Source organism: Yersinia sp. 2553 StPb PI, from assembly GCF_052217105.1.
GTDB lineage: Bacteria > Pseudomonadota > Gammaproteobacteria > Enterobacterales > Enterobacteriaceae > Yersinia > Yersinia enterocolitica_E.
The window spans coordinates 1,868,343-1,880,688 of sequence record NZ_JAZGPX010000002.1 but is presented as its reverse complement, the minus strand read 5'-3'; the positions used below and the strand labels follow the sequence as shown (position 1 = coordinate 1,880,688).

Below are 12,346 nucleotides of genomic sequence, written 5' to 3'. Positions count from 1 at the left end.
TTGCTATCAGGGCATTGATATAACAGTTTCCGGGGCGAGTTGGCCCCGGAATTATTTCGACTATTCATTACTGACGCGAATCACCAACTTGCCAAAATTCTTGCCTTCCAATAGGCCGATAAAGGCTTGCGGCGCATTTTCTAGTCCGTCGACCAAGTCTTCACGGAACTTGATTTTGCCCTGATCAACCCATTGGGTCATTTGCTGTAGGAAATCACCAAAATGATGGCCATAGTCATCAAAAATGATAAATCCTTGCATCCTAATCCGTTTGCGCAAAATGATGCTTTGTAACAGTGGCAAACGATCCGGGCCGTCCGGTAATTCTGTATCGTTATAGCGTGCTATCAACCCGCATACTGGAATACGGGCGCGTGGGTTCAGCAATGGCAATACCGCGTCAAATACCGCACCACCTACATTTTCATAATAAATATCAATGCCGTCAGAACAGGCTTTTTCCAATTGTTGCGCAAAATCTGTTGCCCGGTGGTCAATACAGGCGTCGAAGCCCAATTCTTCCACCACATAGCGGCATTTCTCCGTTCCTCCGGCTATCCCGATAACTTTGCATCCTTTTAGTTTACCGACTTGCCCGACAACTGAACCAACCGCGCCACTGGCAGCGGCAACGACCAGGGTTTCGCCCGCTTTGGGCTGACCAATATCCAATAGTCCCATATAAGCCGTGAAACCAGGCATGCCCAAAACGCCCAGAGAGCGTGAAGGATGGGAGAGTTGTGGCCCCAAATTGCGGATACCAGCACCATCCGATAACGTATAGTCTTGCCAGCCACTGTTGGCCAAAACCCAATCACCCACTTGAAACTCCGGATGATTAGAGGCTTCAACGCGTGAGACGGCCCCGCCTACCATGACGTCACCAATTTCAACCGGCGCGGCATAGGAGGGGGCGTCGCTCATACGGCCACGCATATAGGGGTCAAGCGACAAATAGCGAGTGCGAAGTAGCACCTGACCTGCTGCGGGTTGCGCAATAGGTTGAATATCTAAGGTGAAATTTTCGCTGGTTGGTGTGCCATGTGGGCGTGAAGCCAGCAGAATACGGCGGTTACTGGTTTTATCTTGAGGCATCAAATTCCCTTACTTGGACGGAGTAAAAAGGCCGGTAGTGAACATAGCGAATATTAAAAATAACGCGTGTTGAGAATAATAGTAGAACTCGGCGGGATGATTTCAGCTAATAGTGCGGCAACACAGTGAAAGGCATTACGGTGCTGACAGAACGGTTGTCGCAACGCACAGCTACGGGTTAATTAAAGTGGGACGATCAATACGTCGACACTACTGGTATTAATCAGCTTGGCAGCAGAACAGGAGAGTTTATTCATCAGGCTTGTACTGTGGTTACCGCAGATAACTAAATCAATATGCTGCTGTTGGCAAACGTAAGCCATGCTATCAGCGAATTGCCCGTGCACAATGGATCTATCCTCTATGGGATAATCAGCATTAATCGCTAACTCCTCCATAAATAGTTGCGCTTCTTCTTGCAACACAGAACGCAAGTCTCCCAGCATGGGGGCAGCATAACTGCTGTACATTTCTGGCTCAGTTGTCAGGGTGATTAACGAAACCCTGCCATTATAGGGCCGCACGATAGAAACGGCTTTATTAACCAATTGTTGGCTATCGGGTGAAAGGGCAACTGCGACCAGTACATTTCTGTATCCCATCATTAAGCTCCCATAAGCGCGGCTATAGATTAAAGGTTAGGGGAATACACCTTTGATAAATGGGATGTCAGTCACATTTGGTTACGACCAGCCAATAATGCGAGCCGTGATAGGGCGTTAATTAAAATAGTCGCTAATAAGCAATATTTGAAACTTATGTTTCAAACATTATTAATTATTTTTAATTACATTTTATTCACAAATTCCTTGTGAAAACGCGGATATGAACCGCAGTTGAAACTGCGGCAGAATGAAATGTGTGCAATAGCGTTGAATTGAAACATGCAGTTACCTCTGTTGCCTTTTTTAATACATGTTGTTGGGTTTTTTAACGTTAAAAGGTAAATAGGTTAATAAATGGTCGGTAGGCGGTGTTTTGTGAAATCGCATAAATATTCGTTAAAACAAAATAGTTTCGGAAGGGTACTTATAGGATAACCGAACTATAATCCTCTGCTTTAGTCCTTACTGCTGATAATTTTGGGTTATAACAGATTTATGTTCTGCTATTTTGCTTTAGGAATGCTTTTGTTCGAACTGATCTAAAAACACTAAGAATTGGGCCTATATATCTAGTTTTTTAGCTCTTTTCTGACTTGTGAGTGTTTTTTAACCATGAGTGTGAGTGAAAAGTGAACAATTATGAGTGTAAGAAACAGCTTTATATTTTATTTTTGTGATCTATATCACATTACATTTAAAATGAATCACTAGTCACATTGTATGTGCTAACGATTCGGGAGTAGAGTTGGGCCTCTTTAGGAATAATCCTAATATTTTGTAAGAAAAGTTGCATAGCAAGATGCACTATCAGAGCAGCACAAAATCGAGCTGCCAAGTTTACGACATGTTATTTCATACCAAAATGGTATTTTTGTAATGTAACACCAGTAGGTTTTAATTACTTTTAGTTCTATGGGTTTTAATTAACTGTATAGCGGGAAGGATCCCAGGTCTTGGGTGAAGAATTCTATCATCCAACTTATGTTTTAAAACATAATCAGTCGGGATGTATAAAATGAGTACGTCTGAATTACTCAAACATATTTATGATATTAATTTGTCTTACTTGCTTTTAGCACAACGGTTAATTAACGATGAAAAAGCCTCAGCGATGTTTCGTCTGGGTATTACAGATACTATGGCCGACGCATTAGCGCAGTTAACTTTACCGCAAATGGTTAAATTAGCTGAGACTAACCAATTAGTCTGTCATTTCCGTTTCAGTGACCACAACACTATTCATCATCTGACGAAAGAATCTCGTGTCGATGACTTGCAGCAAATCCACACAGGGATCCTATTGTCGAGTCACTTACTCCACGAGCTATCGTTACAAGACGGTAGTGCGCCTAAAAAAAGAGCATGACTGATGGTTGTGAAAAGTATTGTTCAGGAAGCTAAAGACATTCATTTGGCAATGGAGTTGATCACTTTAGGTGCGCGTTTGCAGATGCTTGAAAGCGAAACGCAACTCAGCCGGGGGCGATTAATTAAGCTCTACAAAGAGCTGAGAGGGAGTCCGCCACCTAAAGGAATGCTGCCGTTTTCGACTGATTGGTTTATGACCTGGGAACAAAACATTCATTCATCGATGTTTTATAACGCTTATAGCTTCCTGCTAAAAAGCGGGCAATGCACCGGTGTTGAGGCCGTTATTAAGGCCTATCGTCTTTATCTGGAACAGTGTCCTGATCAGTCTGGAGTACCGCCATTACTGGCGTTAACTCGTGCCTGGACCCTGGTTCGATTCGTTGACAGTGGTATGTTGCAACTCTCAGGTTGCAGTTGCTGTGGTGGGACTTTTATCACCCATGCGCATCAACCACGAAATAGCTTTGTTTGCAGTCTCTGCCAGCCACCTTCCCGCGCAGTAAAAAAACGTAAACTTTCTCCGCCATCTGCCGATATTACTTCACAACTGCTGGATGAGCAGGTTAGACGCGCAGTTTGAGTCTCTTTGAGTTGTCAGAATTTTTTGGTTACAGCTGCGGTATGGATACCGTTCCTGTAGCCAGTTAATGACAATTCATTGCACTCAAAGGGTGCTAACGCCTCACCTTCCACCCACACACTTTGCTAAGGATGTCGCGTGTTAGTTATTTTGGGTTATATCGTGGTCTTAGGTGCGGTCTTCGGTGGCTACATGATTGTTGGTGGCAACCTTGGCGCACTGTATCAGCCAGCCGAATTTTTAATTATCGGCGGTGCAGGTATCGGTGCATTTATCGTGGGTAACAACGGCAAAGCGATAAAAGCGACAATAAAGGTCATGCCAAAATTGATGCGCCGTTCTAAATATAACAAAGTCCTGTATATGGACTTAATGGCGTTACTTTACCGTTTATTAGCTAAATCCCGTCAACAGGGAATGCTGTCACTGGAACGGGATATAGAAAGTCCGCGGGAAAGTGAAATTTTCTCTAATTATCCTCGGATCTTGGCCGATAAGTTATTAGTGGAATTTATTACTGATTATTTACGGTTAATTGTTAGCGGAAATATGAATGCTTTTGAAATCGAAGCACTGATGGATGAAGAGATAGAAACTCACGAACAAGAATGTGAAGTTCCCGCAGGTAGCTTGGCGATGGTGGGGGATTCGTTACCCGCATTCGGTATTGTTGCTGCGGTTATGGGGGTGGTACATGCCCTGGCTTCCGCCGACCGACCAGCCGCAGAACTTGGGGCACTAATTGCCCATGCGATGGTGGGGACGTTTCTGGGTATTTTGCTGGCATATGGTTTTATTTCACCTTTGGCCACCTTGTTGCGTCAACAGAGTGCAGAAACCACCAAAATGATGCAGTGCATCAAGGTGACACTGCTTTCCAGCCTGAACGGATATGCGCCACAAATTGCCGTGGAGTTTGGTCGTAAAACGCTCTACACCACTGAGCGTCCATCGTTCATTGAGCTGGAAGAGCATGTACGCAGAGTGAAAGCGCCGGCACCGCAAGCGACAGAAGAGGACGCATGAAGCATCAGAACCACCCCGTTATTGTGATTAGAAAGCGAAAAGCTAAGCATGGTGGCGGTCATCATGGCGGGTCATGGAAAATTGCTTACGCTGACTTTATGACAGCGATGATGGCCTTCTTTCTGGTGATGTGGTTGCTATCGGTTTCCAGCCCGCAGCAACTGACGCAAATTGCGGAGTATTTTCGGACACCGTTGAAAATAGCGTTGACCAGCGGTGATAAGAGCAGTGCCAGTACCAGTCCGATTCCAGGGGGCGGTGATGATCCCACCCAGCAAGTGGGCGAGGTACGCAAGCACATCGATTCAGAAGAGAGTCGCAAAGAAGAGTATCGACTGAACAAGTTGCGGGAAAAACTGGATCAATTAATCGAATCTGACCCGAGATTGAGAGCATTACGGCCACATCTGTTGATTAACATGATGGAAGAAGGGTTAAGAATTCAGATTATTGATAGCCAGAATCGGCCGATGTTTAAGATGGGCAGTGCGCAGGTAGAGCCGTATATGCGTGATATTTTACGTGCTATAGCCCCTATCTTGAATGACATACCAAACAAAATCAGTCTGTCGGGGCATACCGATGATCTGCCGTATGCCAATGGCGAACGAGGTTACAGCAACTGGGAGTTGTCGGCTGATCGTGCTAATGCTTCACGGCGTGAATTGCTCGCCGGTGGTTTGGATGAGGGGAAAGTGCTGCGGGTGGTGGGTATGGCCTCGACGATGCGCTTGAAAGAGCAAGCAGCGGATGATCCGGTTAACCGTCGAATCAGTATTTTAGTGCTGAACAAACAGACGCAACATGATATTGAGCATGAGAATTTAGATAACAAAGCGCTGGATATAGAAAAAGCCGCGAGCTTAAAGCAGCTTGAGACCAGTGGGACTGTGCCAACCGCGACGCCTGCTGCTGCGACAGCGCCAACGGGTACGGCAACCTCCACCGGGCAACCCGCGACTGGGGCGGTAACAGTATCGGCGGCGGCAGTACCGGTAACGGCAGCACCTGTGAAAACGATAACGCAGCCTGCAACAGCACCACAAACACAACAATCGAGCACGGGGAGCATCACTCCAGCAACCACTGGGCCAACGACATCGTTGCCAGCGGCACCTGCAAGTAATGCACCGGTCTCTCCGACAAGCCGCGACGCACAGTAGAGGTGACACCGTGAGCATGGATATTACCGCGTTTTATCAGACTTTCTTTGATGAAGCAGATGAACTGTTGGCAGATATGGAACAGCACTTGTTATTGCTGGACCCACTGGCACCAGATAAAGAACAACTCAATGCCATTTTCCGTGCTGCTCATTCGATCAAAGGTGGTGCAGCGACGTTTGGCTTTACGGTATTACAAGAGACAACCCATCTGTTGGAAAACCTGTTGGATGGTGCTCGTCGCGATGAAATGCGGTTGAGCACTGATATCATCAACCTGTTTTTGGAAACGAAAGATATTATGCAGGAACAGTTGGACGCCTATAAAACCTCTCAGGAACCTAATGCGGAAAGCTTTGAGTATATCTGCCACGCATTGCGCCAACTGGCATTAGAGGCTTTAGAACAACAAAGCACAGGTACCAACACATCAGTAGCACAAGGGAATGGCGTTGTGATGACTGACACCAAAGTGGGTGGTAAGTCACCGGCATTGGTTCAGGGGGGAATGCGCATTCGCTTGTCTGGCCTGAAAGAGCAAGAAATCCCACTGATGTTGGAAGAGCTAGGCAATTTGGGTGAAGTGAAAGATCCGCATCAAAGTGCTGATAGCCTGGAAGCCACCCTGATTACGTCTGTCAGTGAAGATGATATCAGCGCCGTGCTCTGTTTTGTGTTGGAACCGGAACAGATCAGTTTTATACCCGCTGAATTGCAACCAGAAGCTACAGCTGAAGTGGCTGTAGTGGCGCCGGTTATCGCAGAATTACCGCCAACGGCGGTGGCCCCAGTGGCTGAAACCAACAGTTCCTCTAAAACGGGTGTTATTGCCGCACCGACCAGCCCGGAACATGTAAAACCAAAAGCGAAAGCCAGTGAGTCAACCAGTATTCGCGTCGCGGTTGAGAAAGTTGACCAGTTGATTAATCTGGTGGGCGAGTTGGTGATTACTCAATCAATGTTGGCACAGCGCTCCAGTACGCTGGATCCCGTCATCAACGGTGATTTGCTCAATAGTATGGGGCAGTTGGAACGCAATGCGCGTGACTTGCAAGAGTCGGTGATGTCGATCCGTATGATGCCGATGGAGTATGTGTTCAGCCGCTTCCCTCGTTTGGTGCGCGATTTAGCCAGTAAACTCAATAAGCAAGTCGAACTGACGCTGCTTGGCAGTTCTACAGAACTGGATAAAAGCCTGATTGAACGCATTATCGATCCCCTGACCCATCTGGTTCGTAACAGTTTGGACCACGGTATTGAAGATGCTGAAACCCGTATTGCTGCCGGTAAATCGCCGGTGGGGAATCTGACGCTGTCCGCAGAGCATCAGGGCGGTAATATCTGTATTGAAGTCTTGGATGATGGCGCAGGGTTAAACCGGCAGAAGATTCTGGCAAAAGCGCAGTCTCAAGGAATGGCCATTAATGAGCATATGAGCGATGAAGATGTTGGGATGCTGATTTTTGCTCCCGGATTCTCCACCGCAGAGCAAGTCACTGATGTTTCCGGCCGCGGTGTCGGTATGGACGTGGTTAAGCGAAATATTCAGGAGATGGGCGGCCATGTGCAAGTCAGTTTCCAGGCCGGTCTTGGCACTTCAATCCGTATTTTATTGCCATTGACGCTAGCTATTCTTGATGGAATGTCAGTAAAAGTCAGTGATGAAGTCTTCATCTTGCCATTGAATGCAGTAATGGAATCACTGCAACCTTTGGCTGAAGATTTACACCCGCTAGCCGGCGGTGAACGGGTATTACAAGTGCGCGGCGAGTATTTACCTTTGGTTGAATTGTACCGGGTATTTGATGTTGAAAACGCCAAAACTGAAGCCACTCAGGGCATCGTTGTGATTCTGCAAAGTGCCGGGCGTCGTTATGCACTCTTGGTAGACCAGTTGATTGGTCAGCATCAGGTGGTGGTGAAAAACCTCGAGAGTAACTATCGCAAAGTGCCAGGTATTTCAGCCGCAACCATATTGGGTGATGGCAGCGTGGCATTAATTGTTGATGTGTCGGCTTTGCAGGCATTAAACCGGGAAAAGCGTGTAACGGCTGATGATGTGGTCGCTGCCTAGCAGGTGGACCAATTGAAGCCTGTATGGAACCCGTATGAAAACAGGTATAGGGCACGGAGTGTTCCGGTCCTGAAAACAAACATAAATTCAACCTATTGATTGAAGGGTAAAAACATGGCAGGACTAGCAACCGTCACGAAGCTGGCTGGCGAAACGGTAGGACAAGAGTTCCTGATTTTTACGCTGGGCGATGAAGAGTACGGGATTGATATTCTGAAAGTACAAGAGATCCGTGGCTACGATCAGGTGACCCGTATCGCTAACACCCCGACGTTCATTAAAGGTGTCACTAACTTACGCGGCGTCATTGTCCCTATTATTGATTTACGGGTTAAGTTTGCACAAAAAGGTGTGAGCTATAACGAAAATACCGTAGTGATCGTACTGAATTTTGATCAGCGCGTGGTGGGTATTGTCGTTGATGGTGTGTCAGATGTGCTGTCATTAACCAATGAGCAAATACGTCCTGCACCAGAATTTGCCGTCACTCTGGCAACTGAGTATCTAACAGGTTTAGGTTCACTCGGGGAAAGAATGCTGATTTTGGTGGATATCGAAAAGCTGTTGAGCAGTGAAGAGATGTCGTTGATTGACTCTGTCATTAAAGGGTAAGTTTCGGTTAATTTGCCTATCGGGTTTCGGTTGATATTCGTTCAGTGATCAGGTGATCTCCTGTCTCATGTCAACCGAACCAATCACCACGCCGCTCTCCATCGAAACCGTGGTCCGTTCTTGTCCGGCCAAAACCTGATGAGGCCGGTTTTCACCTCGATAATAACAAACTGCTAACACTCATCCTCATCTCGTTAAAATAATGTCTCTCTCCGGTAAAGTTCCCCCTCCCAGTGCCGATAACACAGTTAATTAGACGTCCTATGTTTTGGCGTACCTGTGTTTTGACGTACTTATGAAGGGATAACATGTTTAAGCGTATGAAAGTGGTCACCAGCCTCCTGTTGGTGTTAGTGCTATTTGGTGCCTTACAGTTCGTTTCCGGCGGGCTTTTCTTCAACTCCCTGAAAAATGACAAAGAGAACTTTGCGGTTTTACAGGTTATTCGTCAGCAACAGTCGGTGTTGAATGAAAGTTGGGTAAATCTGCTGCAAACCCGTAATACGCTGAACCGCGCAGGCATCCGCTACATGATGGATGTGAATCATACCGGTAGTGGCCCTACGGTGAATGACCTGTTGGCATCAGCCAAAGGGACATTAGGTGTGGCGGCGGAGCGTTTTAAAAGCTACGAACAGATCCCGTTGGATAGCCAGCAAGACGCCGAATCAGCTAAAAAATTAAAACAGACTTATGACCAATATTTTGGTGCGTTAACCGAACTGATCCAATTGATGGAAGCTGGCAAGATCAATGAGTTCTTCGACCAACCCACCTCTAGCTTCCAAAATGCTTTTGAACAGGATTACAACACTTACCTGACACAAAATGATCGCTTGTATGCCTCCGCAGTGGAAGACAGCAACCAGTCATTTAGCTTCGCGATGGGGGTGATTGTTACCGTACTGATTGTGGTATTCGCGGTAATTATTGTTGTTTGGCTTGGCATGCAACACATCTTGATTAATCCGCTTAAACACTTGATAGAACATATTAAACATATCGCTAACGGTGATTTAACGCAGACTATCGAAGTGCATAGCCGCAACGAAATGGGCACATTGGCCGCCAGCCTGAAACACATGCAATCTGAATTGATTACCACCGTCAGTGATGTGCGTTTAGGTGCCGATGCTATCTATAGCGGTGCCTCAGAAATTTCCGCCGGTAACAACGATCTGTCAGCGCGTACAGAACAACAAGCCGCCTCACTGGAAGAAACCGCCGCCAGTATGGAGCAGTTAACCGCCACAGTGAAACAGAATGCTGAGAATGCTCGTCAAGCTAGCCAACTGGCCTTAAGTGCATCGGAAACGGCACAAAAAGGTGGCAAAGTGGTGGCGAATGTGGTGCAAACCATGCATGAGATTGCCGGTAGTTCACAGAAAATTGCAGATATTACCAGTGTTATCGATGGTATCGCTTTCCAGACCAATATCCTGGCGCTGAACGCCGCCGTTGAAGCAGCCCGTGCCGGTGAGCAGGGTCGTGGTTTTGCCGTTGTTGCCGGTGAAGTACGTAACCTGGCACAACGTAGTGCGCAAGCTGCAAAAGAGATTAAAGGCCTTATCGAAGACTCGGTTAGCCGTGTCGATATGGGGTCAGTACTGGTTGAAAGTGCGGGTGAAACCATGGGAGATATCGTTAATGCGGTAACCCGCGTCACCGACATCATGGGTGAAATCGCTTCTGCTTCCGATGAGCAAAGTCGCGGTATCGATCAAGTGGGTCAGGCGGTCACTGAAATGGACCGGGTAACCCAGCAAAACGCCTCTTTGGTGGAAGAATCAGCCTCTGCCGCCGCCGCACTGGAAGAACAAGCCAGTATGTTAACCCAATCCATGTCTGTATTCGTTCTGCGTATGGATAACGGTAGTACTACAAGAGATGTTAGAAAAATAAAGCAGCCGACACAGGATTTGAGCGGAACTGCTAAAAAAACACTGGGAAGTGACCTGCAAGACAATTGGGAAACTTTCTAGTCCCCTACAACCCTTGATACTTGAAATTGCAGGGGTGTTAGCTGCGCTCACGAACCCGAATCACTTACTTGAGTAAGCTCATCGGGGTTCGTTTGCTGGCTGCCTACCTGCAACTCCAATTATTTTGGGTGAACAAAAATAGATAAAGCTGGCCAATGAGCCGGCTGAGAAGAGGTTACGATGTTTGGCCGAATTCGGATTTCTACCAGCTTTTTCCTGTTACTGATATTAATTTGCTCGATACAGTTAATTTCAAGTGGTCTGTCATTTACTGCTTTTCGCTCAGACTACCAAAATTTGAACCGGGTGGATCTCAGTAGCCAGCAACGGGATGCATTAAGCCTCAGTTGGGTATCCTTGCTTCAGGCGCGTAATACCTTAAACCGGGCGGGGACGCGCTCGGCTCTCAAAGTACCTCAGGAGCAAGTCAACGCATTAATGGGCAATGCGCGCAGCTCATTACAGAAAGCGGACCTCTACTTCAATCAGTTTATTGCGGTGCCACGCCTTGATGAGAGTGATAACGGTGGCGAATTGTTGGATGCCACTAAAAACAGTTATCAGAACTTACGGACGTCGTTACGACAACTAATCGATTTTCTGGAAGCCGGTAATTTACAAGGCTTTATGGACCAACCCACCCAGAAAACACAGGATTTGTTCGAAGCCGATTTTTTACAGTATTTGCAGTATGCCAATGAAGTGATTGCTGAGGCCGGTACCCAAAACCAGCAGGCGTACCATCTCTCCATGTGGATATTTGGTGCGGCGATTGTAATGGTAATAGCCATGGCGATTTCGTCGCTTGTTTGGCTGCGCACCATGTTTGTCAGGCCGCTGAAAATTATGCGCGCGCATTTTGACCGCATCGCACGGGGGGATTTATCAGCGCAGATTCATGTCTCCGGGCGTAATGAAATCAGCGAGATGTTTGCCAGTTTACGCATCATGCAGCAGTCGCTTATCACCACTGTTAGTCATGTCCGAGATGGCACTGAAGCAATGCTAACGGGGATTCAGGAAATTTCTGCGGGTAACAATGATTTGTCAGCAAGAACCGAACAGCAAGCGGCGTCTCTGGAACAAACTGCGGCCAGCATGGAGCAACTGACCGCGACGGTCAAACAGAATGCGGATAATGCTCGTCAGGCAACATTGCTGGCGAAAGACGCATCAGCAACCGCTGCCAAAGGGGGTGAGTTGACGGGCAGTGTGGTGACAACTATGCATGATATCGCCACCAGTTCACAGAAGATTGGTGCCATTACCAGTGTTATTGATGGTATTGCCTTCCAGACCAATATTCTGGCGTTAAATGCTGCTGTTGAGGCTGCTCGCGCTGGTGAGCAGGGGCGCGGTTTTGCTGTCGTCGCCGGTGAAGTTCGTAATCTGGCCCAGCGCAGTGCACAAGCAGCAAAAGAGATTAAAGGGTTGATCGATGAATCGGTCAGCCGTGTTCGCCAGGGCTCCACTCTGGTTGAAAATGCGGGTACTACCATGGAAGAGATTGTTCGCTCAGTGACTCGGGTTACCGACATTATGGGTGAAATCGCTTCCGCCTCGGATGAGCAAAGCCGAGGTATTGAGCAGGTTTCACTGGCAGTAACACAGATGGATCAGGTCACTCAGCAAAACGCCGCATTAGTGGAAGAGGCTGCGGCTGCGGCTAACGCACTCGAAGAGCAGGCAAGTATGCTCTCCGATGCAGTGTCTGTTTTTCGTTTGGAGCAGGATAGCGACAGCGGGGAGGGGCAGGCAGCAGACGGCAGTGGTAAACAACCGGCTGTTAAGGAAATTCCAGATTGTCAAACGGCGTAACGAAGACTTTGTTGTGGGGT

Annotated in this window: 9 protein-coding genes and 1 pseudogene; 8 read left to right on the top strand and 2 right to left on the bottom strand. The window is 47.3% G+C overall.

Annotated features, from left to right (window positions below):
- Positions 1 to 60: 60 nt before the first annotated feature.
- Positions 61 to 1,095, bottom strand: coding sequence for an NADP-dependent oxidoreductase (locus V2A84_RS10075; protein ID WP_442848779.1), 1,035 nt, complete (start codon positions 1,093 to 1,095; stop codon positions 61 to 63).
- Between the two features lie 182 nt (positions 1,096 to 1,277).
- Positions 1,278 to 1,697 (bottom strand): universal stress protein UspC, encoded by a 420-nt coding sequence (gene uspC, locus V2A84_RS10070; protein ID WP_083163715.1) that lies wholly within the window; start codon positions 1,695 to 1,697, stop codon positions 1,278 to 1,280.
- 1,018 nt (positions 1,698 to 2,715) lie between these two features.
- On the opposite strand from uspC, the gene flhD reads away from it, so the two are divergent.
- The 8 genes and pseudogenes from flhD to V2A84_RS10030 all read left to right on the top strand — a co-directional run bounded on the left by flhD (position 2,716) and on the right by V2A84_RS10030 (position 12,326).
- The gene (flhD, locus tag V2A84_RS10065) at positions 2,716 to 3,066 is read left to right on the top strand and encodes a flagellar transcriptional regulator FlhD (RefSeq protein ID WP_193784677.1); all 351 of its coding nucleotides are present in this window, start codon (positions 2,716 to 2,718) and stop codon (positions 3,064 to 3,066) included.
- Between the two features lie 3 nt (positions 3,067 to 3,069).
- Positions 3,070 to 3,651: a flagellar transcriptional regulator FlhC gene (gene flhC / locus V2A84_RS10060; RefSeq protein WP_083159175.1), complete on the top strand. Its 582-nt coding sequence runs from the start codon at positions 3,070 to 3,072 to the stop codon at positions 3,649 to 3,651.
- Between the two features lie 138 nt (positions 3,652 to 3,789).
- A complete protein-coding gene (gene motA / locus V2A84_RS10055; RefSeq protein WP_083159174.1) occupies positions 3,790 to 4,677 on the top strand; it encodes a flagellar motor stator protein MotA in 888 nt (295 codons plus the stop codon).
- The gene (motB, locus tag V2A84_RS10050; RefSeq protein WP_083159173.1) at positions 4,674 to 5,840 is read left to right on the top strand and encodes a flagellar motor protein MotB; all 1,167 of its coding nucleotides are present in this window, start codon (positions 4,674 to 4,676) and stop codon (positions 5,838 to 5,840) included. The genes motA and motB overlap by 4 nt, the downstream gene beginning before the upstream one ends.
- A gap of 16 nt (positions 5,841 to 5,856) precedes the next feature.
- Positions 5,857 to 7,914: a chemotaxis protein CheA gene (gene cheA / locus V2A84_RS10045; protein ID WP_193784823.1), complete on the top strand. Its 2,058-nt coding sequence runs from the start codon at positions 5,857 to 5,859 to the stop codon at positions 7,912 to 7,914.
- A 114-nt stretch (positions 7,915 to 8,028) separates the two neighbouring features.
- Entirely contained in the window at positions 8,029 to 8,526 is a 498-nt protein-coding gene (cheW, locus tag V2A84_RS10040; protein ID WP_083159171.1) for a chemotaxis protein CheW, read from the top strand.
- 308 nt (positions 8,527 to 8,834) lie between these two features.
- Positions 8,835 to 10,386: pseudogene (locus tag V2A84_RS10035) on the top strand (methyl-accepting chemotaxis protein); the annotation flags it as partial.
- Between the two features lie 302 nt (positions 10,387 to 10,688).
- Complete coding sequence (locus V2A84_RS10030; RefSeq protein ID WP_083159169.1) at positions 10,689 to 12,326, top strand: methyl-accepting chemotaxis protein; 1,638 nt, start codon at positions 10,689 to 10,691, stop codon at positions 12,324 to 12,326.
- Positions 12,327 to 12,346 lie beyond the last annotated feature (20 nt).

Coding starts and splice junctions, on each gene's coding strand:
- V2A84_RS10030 (WP_083159169.1), top strand. CDS start 10,689: ATGTTTGGCCGAATTCGGATTTCTACCAGCTTTTTCCTGTTACTGATA.
- motB (WP_083159173.1), top strand. CDS start 4,674: ATGAAGCATCAGAACCACCCCGTTATTGTGATTAGAAAGCGAAAAGCT.
- cheW (WP_083159171.1), top strand. CDS start 8,029: ATGGCAGGACTAGCAACCGTCACGAAGCTGGCTGGCGAAACGGTAGGA.
- cheA (WP_193784823.1), top strand. CDS start 5,857: ATGGATATTACCGCGTTTTATCAGACTTTCTTTGATGAAGCAGATGAA.
- uspC (WP_083163715.1), bottom strand. CDS start 1,697: ATGGGATACAGAAATGTACTGGTCGCAGTTGCCCTTTCACCCGATAGC.
- flhD (WP_193784677.1), top strand. CDS start 2,716: ATGAGTACGTCTGAATTACTCAAACATATTTATGATATTAATTTGTCT.
- V2A84_RS10075 (WP_442848779.1), bottom strand. CDS start 1,095: ATGCCTCAAGATAAAACCAGTAACCGCCGTATTCTGCTGGCTTCACGC.
- flhC (WP_083159175.1), top strand. CDS start 3,070: ATGGTTGTGAAAAGTATTGTTCAGGAAGCTAAAGACATTCATTTGGCA.